Annotated in this window: 15 protein-coding genes and 1 tRNA gene; 5 read left to right on the top strand and 11 right to left on the bottom strand. The window is 32.6% G+C overall.

The features are described 5' to 3' along the window. Nucleotides 1-4: 4 nt before the first annotated feature. On the bottom strand, nucleotides 5-2,626 hold the full coding sequence (locus tag CKCE_RS03700; RefSeq protein WP_015238974.1) for a PD-(D/E)XK nuclease family protein: 2,622 nt from the start codon (nucleotides 2,624-2,626) through the stop codon (nucleotides 5-7). 99 nt (nucleotides 2,627-2,725) lie between these two features. Between CKCE_RS03700 and CKCE_RS03695 the strand changes: the two genes are divergently transcribed. After that, nucleotides 2,726-2,800, top strand: a tRNA-Arg gene (locus CKCE_RS03695). 42 nt (nucleotides 2,801-2,842) lie between these two features. Here CKCE_RS03695 and xerD read toward each other — a convergent pair. The 7 genes from xerD to fba all read right to left on the bottom strand — a co-directional run bounded on the left by xerD (nucleotide 2,843) and on the right by fba (nucleotide 8,559). Then, the gene (gene xerD, locus CKCE_RS03690) at nucleotides 2,843-3,766 is read right to left on the bottom strand and encodes a site-specific tyrosine recombinase XerD (RefSeq protein WP_015238973.1); all 924 of its coding nucleotides are present in this window, start codon (nucleotides 3,764-3,766) and stop codon (nucleotides 2,843-2,845) included. 24 nt (nucleotides 3,767-3,790) lie between these two features. After that, entirely contained in the window at nucleotides 3,791-4,069 is a 279-nt protein-coding gene (locus CKCE_RS04040) for a Sua5 family C-terminal domain-containing protein (RefSeq protein WP_015238972.1), read from the bottom strand. Further along, on the bottom strand, nucleotides 4,050-4,742 hold the full coding sequence (locus CKCE_RS03685) for an L-threonylcarbamoyladenylate synthase (protein WP_015238971.1): 693 nt from the start codon (nucleotides 4,740-4,742) through the stop codon (nucleotides 4,050-4,052). The genes CKCE_RS04040 and CKCE_RS03685 overlap by 20 nt, the downstream gene beginning before the upstream one ends. An 82-nt stretch (nucleotides 4,743-4,824) precedes the next feature. Further along, nucleotides 4,825-6,018, bottom strand: coding sequence for a 5-(carboxyamino)imidazole ribonucleotide synthase (locus CKCE_RS03680; protein WP_015238970.1), 1,194 nt, complete (start codon nucleotides 6,016-6,018; stop codon nucleotides 4,825-4,827). Nucleotides 6,019-6,060: 42 nt separating this feature from the next. Then, complete coding sequence (gene purE / locus CKCE_RS03675; protein ID WP_015238969.1) at nucleotides 6,061-6,558, bottom strand: 5-(carboxyamino)imidazole ribonucleotide mutase; 498 nt, start codon at nucleotides 6,556-6,558, stop codon at nucleotides 6,061-6,063. A gap of 33 nt (nucleotides 6,559-6,591) precedes the next feature. Next, complete coding sequence (locus CKCE_RS03670) at nucleotides 6,592-7,470, bottom strand: phosphoribosylaminoimidazolesuccinocarboxamide synthase (RefSeq protein WP_015238968.1); 879 nt, start codon at nucleotides 7,468-7,470, stop codon at nucleotides 6,592-6,594. Nucleotides 7,471-7,506: 36 nt separating this feature from the next. Beyond that, nucleotides 7,507-8,559 (bottom strand): class II fructose-bisphosphate aldolase, encoded by a 1,053-nt coding sequence (gene fba / locus CKCE_RS03665; RefSeq protein WP_015238967.1) that lies wholly within the window; start codon nucleotides 8,557-8,559, stop codon nucleotides 7,507-7,509. 319 nt (nucleotides 8,560-8,878) lie between these two features. Between fba and CKCE_RS03660 the strand changes: the two genes are divergently transcribed. Next, nucleotides 8,879-10,357 carry an inorganic phosphate transporter gene (locus CKCE_RS03660; protein WP_015238966.1) on the top strand — a complete coding sequence of 493 codons (1,479 nt, stop codon included), beginning with the start codon at nucleotides 8,879-8,881 and terminating at the stop codon, nucleotides 10,355-10,357. Here CKCE_RS03660 and CKCE_RS03655 read toward each other — a convergent pair. From CKCE_RS03655 to tkt, 3 genes are all read right to left on the bottom strand, one after another. Beyond that, complete coding sequence (locus CKCE_RS03655) at nucleotides 10,354-11,550, bottom strand: phosphoglycerate kinase (protein ID WP_015238965.1); 1,197 nt, start codon at nucleotides 11,548-11,550, stop codon at nucleotides 10,354-10,356. The genes CKCE_RS03660 and CKCE_RS03655 overlap by 4 nt on opposite strands. A gap of 100 nt (nucleotides 11,551-11,650) precedes the next feature. Continuing rightward, nucleotides 11,651-12,661 carry a type I glyceraldehyde-3-phosphate dehydrogenase gene (gene gap / locus CKCE_RS03650; protein ID WP_015238964.1) on the bottom strand — a complete coding sequence of 337 codons (1,011 nt, stop codon included), beginning with the start codon at nucleotides 12,659-12,661 and terminating at the stop codon, nucleotides 11,651-11,653. Nucleotides 12,662-12,663: 2 nt separating this feature from the next. Then, nucleotides 12,664-14,721, bottom strand: coding sequence for a transketolase (gene tkt / locus CKCE_RS03645; RefSeq protein ID WP_015238963.1), 2,058 nt, complete (start codon nucleotides 14,719-14,721; stop codon nucleotides 12,664-12,666). A gap of 186 nt (nucleotides 14,722-14,907) precedes the next feature. Here tkt and CKCE_RS03640 point away from each other — a divergent pair, with 186 nt between their 5' ends. The 3 genes from CKCE_RS03640 to tgt all read left to right on the top strand — a co-directional run bounded on the left by CKCE_RS03640 (nucleotide 14,908) and on the right by tgt (nucleotide 17,934). After that, complete coding sequence (locus CKCE_RS03640; protein WP_015238962.1) at nucleotides 14,908-15,648, top strand: 16S rRNA (uracil(1498)-N(3))-methyltransferase; 741 nt, start codon at nucleotides 14,908-14,910, stop codon at nucleotides 15,646-15,648. Between the two features lie 88 nt (nucleotides 15,649-15,736). Beyond that, nucleotides 15,737-16,798 (top strand): tRNA preQ1(34) S-adenosylmethionine ribosyltransferase-isomerase QueA, encoded by a 1,062-nt coding sequence (gene queA / locus CKCE_RS03635; protein WP_015238961.1) that lies wholly within the window; start codon nucleotides 15,737-15,739, stop codon nucleotides 16,796-16,798. Beyond that, nucleotides 16,798-17,934: a tRNA guanosine(34) transglycosylase Tgt gene (gene tgt / locus CKCE_RS03630; RefSeq protein ID WP_015238960.1), complete on the top strand. Its 1,137-nt coding sequence runs from the start codon at nucleotides 16,798-16,800 to the stop codon at nucleotides 17,932-17,934. Before queA ends, tgt begins: the two co-directional genes overlap by 1 nt. Nucleotides 17,935-17,948 lie beyond the last annotated feature (14 nt).

The following is a 17,948-nucleotide window of genomic DNA, read 5'->3' as shown; positions in this document are numbered from 1 at the left end:
TATACTATTCATTGAGATTTAAACGCAAAAAAGGCATGACATCACAAAATCTTAGATCTTCCTCAGAAAAATATTTATTATCAGCAACTCCATTTATATATTCATCTAGAATAAAAGTAATTTTTTTATATAATTTATTAATCATGTCATTCCACAAAACATCACTAAGCAAAGTAATATTTGGCAACCCAATATCTTCAATAGATAGACCTTTAACCGATAATTCTTTAGCATTTATAAAAAAAACTGCTAATCCTTGCGTATCTAAGCATAATGTATTAAGACAAGCTAATGAATATATAGGAAGTTGCAAATTTATAGGCCTTATTCGAGCCCAATCTTTCTCTGGATAAAAAAGTGAGTTGCCTGTCTTATAATCTATGATTAATATCTTACCTTCTGATAAAAAATCAATTCTATCTGGTCTTAAATTTAAAGATATGTTTTTATATTGCCAATTAATATCTTGTTCTAAAAACATAATTTTAAACTGCAATCTATCTTTTTCTAGAAATAGAAAATTTTTTATAATTGTAAAGGTTCGTTCAATTTCGAGATTTAGTAAAGTATTCCCATAAACAAACATATTTTTTCGTGAAACATTATGAATGCAGTCTAGTAATAGATTGTCTAAAATGTGCGTAGGAGTTTCTAAAAGAACTGAATGATCTTTAACTGTTTTCCAAAATTCTGCTAAAGAATCATGAATTAAAATTCCTCTTTTAAGGCTATACCTATCATTTATATCATAAGACGGCAAACGAGATGCCCCTAATCTATATTTTGCGAATGCCCATAAAGGACATCTTGATTGGGCCTCGAGAAGACCAATTCCACTAATAACATTGATCTCATTAGAATCAGTAATAGGACCTTTTGAGTCATTAATAATATCTATAGGAACTTTATAAAAAGTATCTTTATAACTTATGCAAACTCTCTCTTTAGAATCTTTACTTATCAGAAATGAAGGTGCTGTTATTTGCTCATCTATTGTTTTTGAATAACTAAATATAATCATATTAGCTGATGCAATAAGCCCATTATAGATTTTTTGTGCCCAAATATATTCTCTCTCTGGAGTTGACCTAGGAACATTATTTGCTCTTAACACAGACAAAGGCAGAAAAGGATTAGGGCTTGGGGATGAAGGAAATTTTTCCTGGTCCATTCCTATAACCCACAAAGCATCCCATTTAACATTAACAGCATCTTGTATATCAAGCACTTCAAAAACAGAAGAAGAATTATCTTTTATTTGAAAACAACTTCTTCTAGCAAACGTTTTAAATAATTTTATTACCTCTATAGAATTTAAATGCCCGAATAAAGGATCTAGTAATACAAAATTATCAAATAGAGCATCAAGATTTTCTATAGTTTGATATGTCTCACTATCTATTTTTTTTTCACCTGGAAAATGAATAGAATCAAGTGAAAATCTTATTACTCTAACCCAAGATTCTATCCTCAAACATTGGTTAATCCATCTAGAAAAGACAATAGATAGGCATTTTCCTAATCTAGTATTTTGTAATTCTCTTAAAATATTATCCAATGTGATATTTAAATAATATTTACTTCTTATTTCAAGCTCTACAGAAGTATATAAATCAAATAAATTAACATCATCAATACAACATCCTCTTAATAAAACTGAACTAAAAAGAGCCACTTCACAATTTTTATAAAAAGCAACATTAGCAAAAAAATCCAACCAAGATATAGCGACATTAGTAATAGGCCAATCAATACAAGACCTAGCTGATGAAATATTAAACTCTAACAATGGCTCATTGACACTGAAATAATTTTCTAATATACGTTTAGCCATAGGCGCTTGTTTATCCAGATGTGGAGTAACAATTGCATACTTACCATTAGGATTCTTCATAAGTTCTTTTGAAATCCAAATTGCGGACTGTCTCCATTCATCCTGAACACTATCACATGCACAAATATAACTCTCGTTACTGCGAACTACAGAATGGGTAAATAATTTTACAGATGAACCGAAATATAATATTTTTTTCAACAATCTTGATAATCTTGGAGATATTTCTATAAATCCAAATAAAACTACATATTTAGGAAATATAATGTCTTTTCGATCAATGAAATTTATGATGTATTCATATATATAATCAAAATCTACTGCATTTATCTTTTTTAATTCATTGTAATAACAGTTTTTCCAGTGAATAAATCTTTTATACTCTTCATTTGAATGATTACTAGAAATATCTAAACATAGCTCATGAATTAATTGCTTTGCCTCCATAGCTAAAATAGAAGCTTGATGAAAATTTAATAAATAATTCTCAGACTCTTCCATCTTAATTACTTTATCCCACAACATTTGTTCACTTATTTGGTTTAGAACATAAACAATGTCATTTTTATGATTAAAGAAAGAAGATATATTATCAAAAACCTTTACAACCCAGGAATTTAATGGCAAAATCTCTGGTAGTTCTTGTGTTTTTTGCGTTTTTTTTACTTGTTCTATAATATCATTCTTCAAACGACTAGCCTGACGCTTACTAGAAGTCAAAATCAATATTTCATTTGCTGGAGTACTACAAATATCTTGGATATTAATTTTTTCAAAAATTGAGTTCTGCATAATAATGAAAATAAGAATAAATATAATTAAGAATCAAACAAAAAATCTCATCTAGAAAATGACTGAAAATCATATTTCTATTTTTAATAAGAAAACATTCTCGCCGTAGTTAAATGGATATAACAGACCCCTCCTAAGGGTCAGTTAGTGGTTCAATTCCACTCGGCGAGGCCAGGTGGTATAACATATTTAGTTCTAAATAGAAAATACTTCTATTTAGCCGCGAGGATGGTGTTTTAAATGTAAAGTCTTAAGCCTTTCATTTGCTACATGTGTGTAAATCTGCGTGCTTGAAATATCAGAATGACCTAATAACAATTGTACTACCCTTAGATCAGCCCCATGATTTAGTAGGTGAGTAGCAAAGGCATGACGTAAAACATGGGGAGAAATAGGAATATTAATTTGCGCTAACAAAGCATATTTTTTAACTAATTGCCAAAATGCTTGCCTAGACATCGATGTCAATTGATTTGTAACGAATAAAACTTCACTGTTTTTATACTTTATAATACGACTACGTGAATCCTCCAAATATTTACATATCCAGAAAATACACTCTTCTCCTAAAGGGACCAATCTATCTTTACTGCCTTTACCAAGAACCACATGTACAACACCATCATCTAGGTTAATATCTCTTAACTTTAAACTAACTAACTCTGATACTCTTAGGCCTGTTGAGTATAGCATTTCTAACATAGCTCTATCCCTTAGACCTCGAGCATTGCTTACATCAGGAGATGTTATCAACTTTTCTACTTCTTCTTCTGATAGAGTGCTCGGAATATTCCTATATGATTTAGCCATTTTTATATTTAGACAAGGATTGCATAAAAGCAAGCCTTCTCTCATAGCCCATGAATAAAAACGCTTTAAAGCAGCTAACCGTCTATTAGATGTAGATGACTTTATCATTGAACCATCGTTATTAGCAAACCATTCTTCAATTCTTTCAACGTTGACATCATCAATAATATTCTTAGCAAAAATTTTTCCCATCCATGCAGCAAATGAATTCAAGTCATTTCTATATGAGATAATTGTATTATCAGATAAACCTTCCTCCAACCAGATTGAATTTAAAAACTTAGATATAAAACGAGCAGAAACATCTATCTCACTTATTTGATTGTTCATACTAATAAAATTTAGTAATAAATATTAATTAAAACCTGCAGCCGCTTTATATAATCTATCTCTGATAGCATCCCATTCAGCTAAAAAAGGTAAATCTTTAACAAATATTCTAGAATATTTTTTAGAATCGATTTTCCTCAACATAGCGTATAAATGTCTAGCATAAATTATTGGATCAGAAGACATATAATACAAATCTATATTTTCTTCGACATTAATCGGTTTATCTCCATAATATAGTACAGCTAATCTATCAACTTTTTGTGCAAAAACCGACAAGTTTTTAGAAAAAAAAAGTATCATCAATAACAGTTAGAGGGGTAATAGTAGCATAATGTGATTTTAGAGAACCAGAAACAACAATTGAATTGCTAGACAAATCTTTTGATTCTAATTCAATAATTTTCGCAATATTCATTTCTGTTATATGCCCTGGCCTCAATACTGATGCTTTTTTTCCTTCTCTTATACCTGATAAATCTATAATTGTAGATTCAATTCCTATATTTGAAACCCCACCATCTACAACAAAAATCTCTTTCAAATATTCTTTATTAAATTCATTGTATACATGACTCGAGCAAGTAGGAGATATCTTGCCAAACATATTAGCAGAAGGAGCAGCTAAAGCTCCTTTTTTATGGTTTTTGCTTTTTGCAAAAGCAATAAGAATTTCTTGCGCAACTGGATGCGATGGACACCTTATTCCAACTGTATTCTGCCCTCCAGTCACTATGTCTGGAACATTAGAAGATTTTTTTAAAACTAAAGTTAAAGGTCCTGGCCAAAAAATATCAGCCAATTTATATGCCTCATCAGGAATATCAGAAGCCCAATAAGCAAGATCATCTACTTTAGGTAAATGAAGGATCACAGGATGACTCAATGGACGACCCTTAATCGAGTAAACCTTTCTAACAGCTTCTATGTTTTCAGCATCAGCTCCAAGTCCATATACAGTCTCTGTTGGAAACACAATGACCTTACTGGCTAGAAGATATTGTAAAGCTTTATCTATAATGTCCAATTTTTATCCGTCCATTCTACCAACTTTTTGACTAAACACTTTCATAATCTATTCCTATTATCGAACATAGATCATAAGCTCTTTTATTCAACTCATATACATCATTACCCAACAATGTAATATGACCCATCTTGCGACCTATTCTTGCCTCATTTTTACCATATAAATGCAACTTAGCTCCTAAGATATCTAACGCCTGCACCCAATTTGGCTCTCTTTGCAATCCACTTGACTTATCAAACCACACGTCTCCCAATAAATTAATCATAATAGCAGAAGACATTAATGACGTATCTCCCAATGGCAACCCAACCATTGCTCTAACTTGCTGTTCAAATTGACTGGTAATACAAGCTTCTATAGAATAATGTCCACTATTATGAGGTCTAGGAGCTATTTCATTAACTATAATTCTATTGCCAACAATAAAAAACTCAATACACAGCACTCCAGTATATTTTAATGAATCAATAATTTTTTTTGCAATAAAGCTAACTCTAGAAATATCAATATTACTGTATATTTCATGATTAGAACTAGTAATTATAGAACTAGAGAGAATACCTGAGCTATGAAAATTAATAGATGGAGGGAACTCCTGAGTTTTGCCATTAAAACCTCTAGCAACAACAATAGATAACTCTTGGTCTAAAGGTAACATCTTCTCAAAAACTGATGGAACTTTACCTAAATCATCAAAAGCTTTTATTAACTGCCCCTTATCTTTAACTCTAATTTGACCTTTTCCGTCATATCCCAATTGAGCAACTTTCAAAATGCCTGGAAATAAATTCTCACTTATATTAATGCAATCTTCATAATCATATAAAACTGCATATGGAGCTAAATCAATACCTAAGGAACTTATAAACTCCTTCTCTAGTATACGATTTTGAGCAATAGCAATTGATTCGTATGATGGGCAAACTCTAACTTTTTTTTTCGCTAAAAAACTCAAACTATGAACTGGTATATTTTCGAACTCTACAGTCACAGATTTACATATAGATGAAAAATGATTAAGGACATCTTCATCATCATAAGATGACTGTAAATGTAAATCAGCCACAGCAGATGCAGGATTATCATTGCTAGGATCAATGACCACTACTTTGTAACCCAGCTGTTGTGCTGAATTACAAAACATTTTCCCCAATTGACCACCACCCAACAAACCAAGCCATGAACCAGGCTTAATAAAACTAATAGAATCAAATAAAGACATATCACATTATTCCTAAAAATAATTTACAAATATTTGAACAATTTAGAAAGGGAGTTTCATACTACATGCCAATTCATTTTGATGTTGCCGATATTCTTTCAGTTGATTCCTTAATGCTCCATCATGAACAGATAAGTTTGCTATCAAATGTAATGAAGCATTTATAGCTCCTGCCTCTCCAATAGCAAATGTAGCTACTGGAATACCTTTGGGCATCTGAACAATCGATAGCAACGAATCTTCTCCTAATAGATACTTAGATGGTATAGGGACACCAAAAACAGGCAACTCTGTTAAAGAAGCAATCATTCCAGGCAAATGAGCTGCCCCACCAGCACCAGCAATTATTCCTTGCAACCCTCTACTAGACGCAGAGACCGCATAATCTACCATTTCCTTAGGCATTCTATGAGCAGAAACTACTTTAGCCTCATAAAACAAATTAAACTCATCCAAGATTCTCGCTGATTGTTTCATAATATCCCAATCACTTGATGAACCCATAACCAATCCAACAATAGGAACATTTGATTTTTGCATAAAGTATCTCGATAAAATAAAACCAAAATTTATTTAACTTGTAAATCTATCAAGAGCTTCATAATATTTATCTGAAGTCTTCTGAATAACATCCTTTGGAAGCTTAGGAGCAGGGGCAGTTTTATTCCAGTTTTGTAACTCCAGCCAATCTCTTACAAATTGCTTGTCAAATGAAACTGGACTTGATCCTTCCTCATAACTATCAAGAGGCCAAAAACGAGAAGAATCTGGAGTTAATACTTCATCCATCAAATACAAAACACCATTTTGATCCAAGCCAAATTCAAACTTAGTATCAGCAATGATGATGCCTCTAGCTATTGCAAATCCATAAGCTTCTTGGTACAACTGAATGCTGATATCTTTAATTTTATTAGCTAAGTCGTTGCCAACCAAACTTTTAACATAGCTAAAGCTAACATTCTCATCGTGTGAGCCTTGCTCAGCTTTTGCAGCAGGAGTAAAAATAACTTCCTCAAGTTTACTTGCCTTATTTAAAGCACCTGGTAGTTTAATTCCGCATACAGACCCTGTTTTTTGATATTCTTGCCAACCAGAACCAATCAGATAACCTCTAACAACAGCCTCAATCATTATTGGCTTCAATCTTTTTACTACTACTGCCCTATCTTTAACGAATTCTATCTCATCAACTGAAACTACAGTTTCAGGAGCAATTCCAGTAGAGTGATTAGGTACTATATGCTGTAGTTTATTAAGCCAAAATTCCGTCATTTTATTTAATACTAAACCCTTACCAGGAATAGGATCATCCAAAATAACATCAAAAGCAGAAATTCTATCAGTTACAACAATTAATAATTTATCATCATCAACAGCATAAATATCACGTACCTTACCTCTAGAAATTAATGGTAATGATTTTATACCAGATTGCAATAATGCATTCATAATGAACCTCTCTAATAAAAAAACTCACTAAACTTATTAATTGAAATCTCTATTTATATAACGCCTAGCCATTTTATCCAAACTTATAGGAGTTATTTTATCAGCATAACCTGCTGATCCAAATTGTAAATATCTTTTGGTACATATTTCTTTAGCGGCAAAACGAGCAGGTTTCAAATATTCACGAGGATCAAACTTACTTGGATTCTCTATAAAAAATCTCCGTATGGCTGCAGTCATAGCTAACCTAATATCAGTATCTATATTAACTTTTCGAACACCATATTTTATGGCCTCCTGTATTTCCTCTACAGGCACACCATATGTCTCCTTTATATCACCACCAAACTGTCTTATTTCTGCCAAGAGATCTTGTGGAACACTAGAACTACCATGCATAACTAAATGTGTATTAGGTAATCTTGAGTGTATTTCCTTTATTCTTTTAATAGATAAAATATCTCCAGTAGGTTTTCTTGTAAATTTATAAGCACCATGACTAGTACCTATTGCAATAGCCAAAGCATCAATTTGAGTTCTAGCTACAAAATCAACAGCTTGATTAGGGTCTGTCAATAATTGTTCAACAGTTAATTTGCCATCTGCTCCATGACCATCCTCTTTATCACCTTCTAATGTTTCTAATGATCCTAAACATCCTAACTCTCCCTCGACAGTAACACCTTTTTTATGTGATATCTCTACAACTTTTTTTGTAACCTTAACATTGTAGTCATAATCAGCAACTGTTTTACCATCTTCCCTAAGAGAACCATCCATCATAACACTAGAAAAACCCATGCTTATAGCGCTCTCACATATACTAGGAGACTGACCATGATCTTGATGCATCACCACAGGTATGTGAGGGTAAGACTCAACTGCTGCCTTTATAAGATTTTTCAGAAAACATTCTCCTGCATACTTTCTTGCCCCAGCAGAAGCTTGCATTATTACTGGACTATTAGTTTCATGAGCAGCTTCCATAATAGCCTGTACTTGTTCTAAATTGTTAACGTTGAAGGCTGGAATGCCATAACAATTTTCCGCTGCATGATCAAGCAATTGACGCATAGATACCAAAGACATAAAGAGCTAACTCCCAATAAGATCAAATCAAACATATATGAAATATGTATTTTAAAATATTATTTTTAATATTAATATTACCACTTTTATAGAGTAAAATTATTTTAGTTGAAAAACTTTATTTAATTCTTTAAAAAAAACATAATTTGTTTCATACTAATCAAGCTTAGTATGGTTTTGTACTCTAAATTCCTAGATTAGTAAGATTTATATATTCATTACCATAACTTTATATTATGTATTATGTATTATAATGAATAGTCTGTTATCTTTATTTATAAATAAAATTTAAAATGCCAATTTTAAAATATTGCCAACTATGCTAAATATATTCTCTGGTTTAAGTGTTTGGGTTTGTTTTGGCCTTATTATGGCTCTAGCATTCGTGCTCATTTATGAATTTATAAATGGATTTCATGACACAGCAAATGCTGTTGCTACAGTAATATATACAAAGGCCATGCCTCCTAGACTAGCAGTTCTACTTGCAGGAATATTCAACTTTTTAGGAGTCCTGACTGGTGGTGTAGGAATAGTCTACACCATAGTACACTTACTCCCTGTAGAATTATTATTAAACGTAAACAGTACACGCGGTCTAATAATGATTTTTTCTATGGTATCTGCAGCGATAATCTGGAATCTTGGAACATGGTTTTTTGGCATACCAGCCTCTAGTTCTCATACTCTTATTGGATCAATACTAGGTGTTGGATTAGCAAATGCATGGGAAAATAGCATACCAATACAGGATGGGGTCAATTGGGCCAAAGCTATAGATGTAGGGTTATCCATGATAGTATCCCCAATCATAGGATTTATATTAGCAGGATGGATATTTTTTCTGTTAAAAAGCTGGAGACCAAATTCAAATATGCATTATACTCCTAAGCAAAGACGGCTTTTAGAAGCTAAGAAACACCCTCCATTCTGGAATCGTTTGATACTTGTTATATCTGCTATGGGAGTTAGCTTTGCACATGGGTCAAACGATGGGCAGAAAGGAATAGGATTAGTAATGTTGGTATTAATAGGCATAGTTCCAGCAAATTATGCTTTAAACTTAAATAGCACATCATATCAAATAGATAGAACAAGAAACGCAACTCTTCACCTAAATGACTTTTACAATAGAAATTATAGTTATATCAATAAATATCTAGACATAAATAAACAGGTTATCAATACTGATATAACTACACAATTAAGTTGTAATCCAGAAATGACAAAAATAACCATAAATGAAATTGATATAACTCTAAAAAATCTATCTAAATATGAACTTTTATCTGTTAAACAAAGAATAGACACTAGAAAAAACTTACTTTGTCTTGATGACATAGCTAAAAATATTATGAGAGAACAAAAACTGCCAACATCTGAAGCAGAAGATTTAGAAAGACTGAGATCTGACATAACATCAACAATCGAATATGCACCATTATGGGTTGTCATTGCTGTAGCAACAGCTCTTGGATGTGGGACAATGATAGGATGGAAAAGAGTTGTAATGACAGTTGGAGAAAGGATAGGCACTCAAGGAATGACTTATGCTCAAGGAGCTTCTGCTCAAGTTACAGCGGTTTTGGCAATAGGAGCAGCCAATTTATTAAATCTACCAGTTTCAACCACACACGTACTATCATCAGGAATAGCTGGGACAATAGTTGCTAATAAAGTTACTCTGCAAAAAAACACTGTCAAACAAATACTGCTGGCATGGATTCTCACTTTGCCAGCAGCAATTTCTTTATCTGCTATTTTATTTTTACTTGGTATATTTGCAACAAAACTCTAGTCATTGGCTCGTTCTTCTAATATAGATACAGCAGGTAACTTCTTGCCCTCTAAAAATTCTAAGAAAGCTCCACCACCCGTTGAAATATAATCAATTTCATTAAGAACACCAAATTTATCTATAGCTGCCAAAGTATCTCCTCCTCCAGCGACTGAGAAGGCATTAGTTTTTGCTATTTTTTTAGATATAAATTCTGTACCACTAGCAAAACTCTTAAATTCAAAAACACCAACTGGTCCATTCCAAACTATAGTGCCAGCTCTTTCCAAAATAGAACCAAACATCTCAGATGTTTCCGGTCCTATATCTAAAATCATATCATCTTCGGATACATCTTCTGACTTTTTTAAAACGCCTAAAGATTCGGAACTAAAAGATTTGGCACATACTACATCCACTGGTATTGGAACATCAGCACCTCTATTCCTCATACTATTAATTATAATATTAGCATTTTCTAACTCACCAGGCTCCACTAAAGATTTTCCAATAGGCAATCCTGTCGCCATCATAAAAGTATTAGCTATTCCACCACCAACAATCAAATAATCCACTTTTTGAGATAAGAATCTTAAAACAGATAATTTTGTAGATACTTTTGATCCTCCTACAATAGCAACTAATGGCTTTTTAGGTTGTTCAAATACTTTTCCAAGAGCATGTAATTCTTGTTCTAATAAAGGACCAGCACAAGCCACAGGAGCAAATTTAGCAATACCATAAGTACTAGCTTCAATCCTGTGAGCTGTTCCAAAAGCATCATTTACATAAACATCACATAAGGCTGCCATTTTACGTGATAGATCCTCATCATTATTTTTTTCACCAACATTTACACGGCAGTTTTCTAGCAAAACAACCTGACCAGGGGCAACCTTAACACCATCAACCCAATCTTTAATTAGCTCGATTTGCATACCTAAAATTTCTGATAACCGTTGAGCAACCCTTACCAAAGAATCTTGTTTAGTAAATATACCCTCCTTAGGACGACCTAAGTGAGACGTAACCATTACAGCAGCACCAGCATCCAAAGCCATTCTAATTCCTGGCACTGAAGCTCTTATCCTAGTATCTTCTGTGATATGACCTTCATTATCAAAAGGCACATTCAAATCGGCCCTAATAAAAACCTTTTTATTTAGCAAAAAACCTGATTTTGATAACTCTCTTAGAGTTTTTACTTTGGTCATCTAAAAATCTCCTTGATAACCTAAACATAATAAATGGGCATACCAAGAGTTGTTATAATAGACTCTACACTCTAAATATGCCCATAAAATAAAAATAGAACTACTTGGCAAACATTAACGCAATCGTAGTATCTAGCATTCTATTGGAGAACCCCCATTCATTGTCATACCATGAAAATACTTTAACAAGTCTTCCAGATACCTTTGTCAAGGTAGAATCAAAAATGCTTGATGCAGGATTGTGATTGTAATCACTAGAAACTAACAAATCTTGATTAAATTCTAAAACACCCTTTAGATAACCTTCAGAGGCCAATCTAATTGTTTCATTTACCTCATCAACAGAAGTACTCCTTTTTGCAACAAAAGATAAATCTACCAATGAAACATTAATAGTTGGGACTCTTATTGAATATCCATCTAACTTGCCTTTTAAATCAGGAAGTACCAAACCAACTGCAGCAGCTGCTCCAGTTTTTGTTGGAATCATATTCATGGTTGCAGATCTTGCCCTACGCAAATCATTATGCGAAACATCTGTTAAAACTTGATCATTGGTATATGAGTGCACTGTGGTCATAAGACCTGTTTCTATACCAATAGAATCATGAAGAGGTTTAACTAAAGGCACCAAACAATTTGTAGTACAAGAAGCATTAGAAATAATTGTATGATTAGATTTCAGTAAATTATCATTAACTCCAAAAACAATAGTTGCATCTACATCACTACCACCTGGAGCAGATATCACAACTTTCTTAGCTCCATTATTAATATGCACCATAGCCTTCGATTTAGATGTAAAAATACCAGTGCACTCCATAACAACATCAATACCTAAATCTCTCCAAGGCAATTCTTCTGGATTCCTATTAGAAAACATTCTAATTCTGTCACCATTAACTATCATACAATCTTTTTCTACAGAAACTGTACCTGTAAATCTTCCATGGGCAGTATCAAATCTTGTTAAATGAGCACTAGACTCCACATTGCCCATATCATTTATAGCAACAATTTCTATATCATGTTTTTTTCCACCTTCATAATGAGCTCTTAAAATATTCCGACCTATTCGCCCATAACCATTAATAGCCACTCTGATAGACATAACTAAACCCCTTTCAATGACAAAATCTTTTTCACTGACGAAACAACATTATCTGATGTCAATCCAAAAAATTTAAATAACTCTCCGGCTGGAGCTGATTCTCCATAACGATCTATACCTAAAACCAAACCATCTAAGCCAACATACTTATACCATCCGGAAGTTACACCAGCTTCTATTGCAATCTTTGGAAGATTGCCTGGCAAAACTTTTTCTTTCCAACTATTATCTTGTTTATCAAAAACATCGGTGCTAGGCATAGAAACTATCCTAACCCCAATACCTAATTCATTTAATTTATTTTGGGCATCCAAAGCTATAGCAATTTCTGAACCTGTAGCAATAATTATTGCTTGTGCATTGTCAACATCTTTTAGGATATAACCGCCCTTTTCTATAGAGTTAATTGTAGAAGAATCACGTTCGACAAAAGGAAGGTTTTGCCTGGAAAGCAATAATGCCGTAGGACCACCATCTCTAACATCCATACCAACACTGACTGGCCTCTTAATTGCATATTCCCAAGCAACTACAGTTTCTACAGTATCACAAGGCCTCCATACTGATAAATTTGGAATCAGACGTAAACTAGCCACATGTTCAATAGACTGATGAGTGGGACCATCTTCTCCTAATCCTATAGAATCATGCGTGAATACATGTATAACCCTTTGTTTCATTAAGGCAGCCATACGAATTGCATTACGAGAATAATCTGAGAAAGTTAAAAATGTTCCGCCAAAAGGCAAGTAGCCTCCATGCAATGCAATACCATTCATAATTGCAGCCATACCGAATTCACGAACACCGTAATTAATATGTCTTCCAAATGATATCCCTTTATCATTAGCAGCTCTAACAGGAGCAACTCCTTTCCAATCTGTATAGTTAGAACCTGTCAAATCAGCAGAACCTCCTAAAAATTCAGGCAATGTATTAGCTATCTCTGCAATTGCAAGTTGAGAAGCTTTTCTTGTAGCTAAGGTTTCTGCTTTTTTAACTGTTGTTTTTATAAAGTTTTGAACAAACTCATCAAAATTACATGGTAACTCACCGTTCATTCTACGTTTAAGTTCATGAGCAAAACTTGGATATTCAATTGCATAAGAATCAAATTTAGATTTCCATATTGCTTGCGCCTTCTCCCCAGATTCCCTAGCATCCCAAGCATCATACATTTCTTGAGGAATCACGAATGGATCATGAGGCCATCCAAGAAATTCTCTAGATGCTAATATCTCATCCTTACCTAAAGGAGATCCATGCACATTATGAGTACCTGCCATATTTGGCGAACCTTTGCCAATGGTAGTTTTGCAAATAATTATTGTTGGTTTTTTAGATTGAGAGCGAGCTAACTTTATAGCTGCATTTATAGCAGAAGCATCATGACCATTTATATCTGTAATAACGTTCCAACCATATCCTCTGAATCGTCCTGCAGTATCGTCATTAAACCAATGTTTTACATTTCCATCTATAGAAATACCATTATCATCGTATAAAACTATTAGTTTAGATAATTTTAACGTGCCAGCAAGAGAACAAACTTCATGAGAAATGCCTTCCATAAGGCAACCATCTCCCACCATTGCATATGTATTGTGATTTATGATATCAAAACCTGGCTTATTAAACTCTTCTGCTAATAAAGATTCTGCTAATGCCATACCAACAGCATTAGCTAACCCCTGACCAAGAGGTCCTGTTGTTGTTTCTATACCTGGAGTAATTCCAACTTCAGGATGCCCAGGGGTTTTAGAATGCAACTGACGAAAATTCCTAATATCGTTCATTGAAACATCATAGCCAGTTAAATGCAAAACAGCGTAAAGCAACATAGAACTGTGACCATTTGACAAAACAAAACGATCTCTATTAATCCATCCTGGATCATTTGGATTATGTTTTAAATTATCTTTCCATATTGCCTGTGCCATCTCTGCCATACCCATAGGAGCACCAGGATGCCCAGAGTTAGCTTGCTGCACTGCATCCATTGCTAGAACACGAATGGCATCAGCCAAAACAATTTTAGATTTATATATGTCTTTGTTCATATAAAGGCTCTTTGATTTCATTGATTAAAAATTATTTGATAAATTGTAATTCTAACACTTAGAAAAAAGATAAAGATAAAATTCTTATAATAAATATCTATTACTATTACAAAATCTATCAAAATATTTTAAAAAACTAGCAAGTTTGTATTAAAATATCTTATTCTTAATGAGAAATTAATAAATATGCGTCGACCTCGTTTCTTCTTAGAAAGTAATTTATCTCCAGATATAAATGTGTTATTACCAAAGGAAATAACACATTACGCTAAACAAGTCTTAAGACTACAAAACAATGATGATATTATATTGTTTAATGGAAAAAATGGAGAATATAATGCAACAATAACATTTGTTAAAGAATCTGCTTATGCAAAAATATTATCATTCAACTCTAAAGAAATAGAACTTCAAGGGTCGATTACACTTGTACAGTCTTTAACGACTAACAATAAAATGGATCTTATAATAGAAAAAGCCGTTGAGTTAGGAGTGCAGAAAATAATTCCATTAAAAACAAACAGAAGTATAGTTCAATTAACCAATGAAAAATTACAAAACAAGATAAGACATTGGGAAAAAATAATCAGATCAGCTAGTGCACAATGTGGTCGCAACCAACTTATGGCTATAGAAAACCCAATATCATTTGATCGATACTTAGCATCAATATCAAACCAAACACATTTATTTTGTCATCCAATACATAGTCAAAATCTAACAGAAGTTTTAAAAACACAAATTAATACAAAAAAATTATCTATAATGATAGGACCTGAAGGAGGATGGACTGAGGAAGAATGTGCTCAAGCAAGAAAAATACATGATATCAAATTCGTTAATTTTGGTAATAGAATATTACGCACAGAAACTGCAGGTATTACAATAGTAGCAGCTGTTATTAGCTTGATGAATTGGTATGAGTAGAGAAAATACTGCATATTTTTGAATATGTTGTTTCAAATAACAGCTAGAATATAATAATGTCAATTTTATTAGTTTAATATACCTTAAGATGCAACCATTATCATTAGAGAAAAAATTCTTCGAATATATATTACCTGAAGACCTTATTGCACAAAGCCCTTCTAAAGAAAGGTCTTCTAGCAGATTATTATACGTTGATCATAACAAAAAGATGCATGATTTATACTTCTATAATATAGTTAATTTAATGAAGAAAGGAGATCTTCTTATCTTTAATAACACCAAAGTTATTAAGGCAAGATTATCTGGCCATAAAGAAAGTGGCGGCAAAATAGAAATAATGATTGAACGCATACTAAATAATAATAGAGCTTTAGCGCAAATAAAATCTAATAAGCCAATAAGGGATAATACAAAAATATTCATTTCTGATAGAACATATGCCATCATTGAAAAACGTCACAATGATTTTTTTGAGTTAAAATTCTCAGACTGTATAAATAAAATATTAGATCAATATGGCAGAATACCTCTACCACCTTATATTAAAAAAAACATTGATGAAATTGATGAATTAAGATATCAGACAGTCTATGCAAAACTTTCAGGAGCTGTAGCAGCTCCAACAGCAGGACTCCATTTCGATAATAACATTATAAGTGATTTGGAAAAATTTGGCATAGAAACATCATTCATAACATTACACGTTGGTGCTGGAACGTTTCAGCCTATAAGAACAAGTAGCATTGAAAAACATATTATGCATTCAGAACAATACCATGTACCACAAAATACAATAGAAAAAATAAAAACGGCAAGATCTAGTGGAAATAAAATAATTGCAGTAGGCACTACTACCGCAAGGGCTTTAGAGTCAGCATCATTAATTAATAATAATTATGATTGCATTAATAGAACTATTTTAGAAGAAACAAATGGCGAGACACAATTATACATAAGACCAGGGTATAAATTTCGCATAATTGATAATTTGATTACAAATTTTCATTTACCAAAATCAACCCTGCTTTTATTAGTAGCAGCACTAACTGGACAAGACACTATTCATGAAGCTTATCAACATGCGATTAAAGAAAAGTATCGTTTTTTTAGTTACGGTGATGCCATGTTTATAGAGCCATCAATATAATGAACATAACAGAATTTAAAATTATTAAAAATGATAACATGGCAAGAACAGGTTATCTAAGATTGAAACATGGAATAGTACAAACTCCAATTTTTATGCCAGTTGGAACATATGCTAGCGTTAAATCAATACTACCATATGAACTTAAAAATATAGGAGCTCAAATAATCCTCTCTAATACTTTCCATCTTTGGCTAAGACCCGGTATTGATATAATAAATATCCATGATGGACTCCATAATTTTATGCAGTGGGATAAACCTATATTAACAGATTCAGGGGGGTTTCAAGTATTCAGTTTGAGCAAAAACCGAAAAATTACGGAAAGTGGAGTATCTTTCTCCTCCCCTATAAATGGTGAAAAATTATTCTTAACACCTGAAAAATCAGTGCAAATACAATACTGTTTACAATCTGATATATCCATGGTATTTGATGAATGCACTCCTTATAAAATTGGCGAAAGAGTTATAAGCAAAAAAGAAACACTAGACTCAATGTTATTATCAGCTAGATGGGCAGAAAGGTCTTCTATTGAATTTAAGAATCAAGAAAATCAAAACATGCTTTTTGGTATAGTCCAAGGAGGAATGCACGAAGATTTGAGGCAGGAGTCAATCGACAGACTCTCACAAATAGGATTTCATGGATATGCTATAGGAGGACTGTCTGTTGGAGAACCAAAAGATGATATGAAAAGAATACTAGAGCACACTGCTATTAAACTACCAATAAAAACACCAAAATATCTAATGGGTGTAGGAACACCTGAAGATATTGTGCATGGAGTTGCTAATGGCATAGATATGTTTGATTGTGTAATGCCTACAAGAAACGCTCGTAATGGTTGGTTGTTTACAAGATACGGAGATATTAAAATAAGAAATAGCAAGTATAAAAAAGACTCATCTCCGTTAGATGAATCTTGTCAATGTTATACTTGTCAAAATTTCTCACGTTCTTATTTACATCATTTACAACTTACAAAAGAAATAAATGGAGCAAGATTAAATACCATACATAATTTGTACTTCTATTTAAAAATGATGCAAGAAATTAGAGAAGAAATAAATAATGGAACTTTTGATAAATGGCGAATAAATTTTATAAATAATAGACTTAGTAAATTACTATAAAATGAATAACTTCC

Origin of the sequence: Candidatus Kinetoplastibacterium crithidii (ex Angomonas deanei ATCC 30255), assembly GCF_000319225.1 — a bacterium.
GTDB classification, from domain to species: domain Bacteria; phylum Pseudomonadota; class Gammaproteobacteria; order Burkholderiales; family Burkholderiaceae_B; genus Kinetoplastidibacterium; species Kinetoplastidibacterium crithidii_B.
Note: the sequence above shows the minus strand (reverse complement) of the source record. Positions and strands in the feature narration are given on the sequence as shown.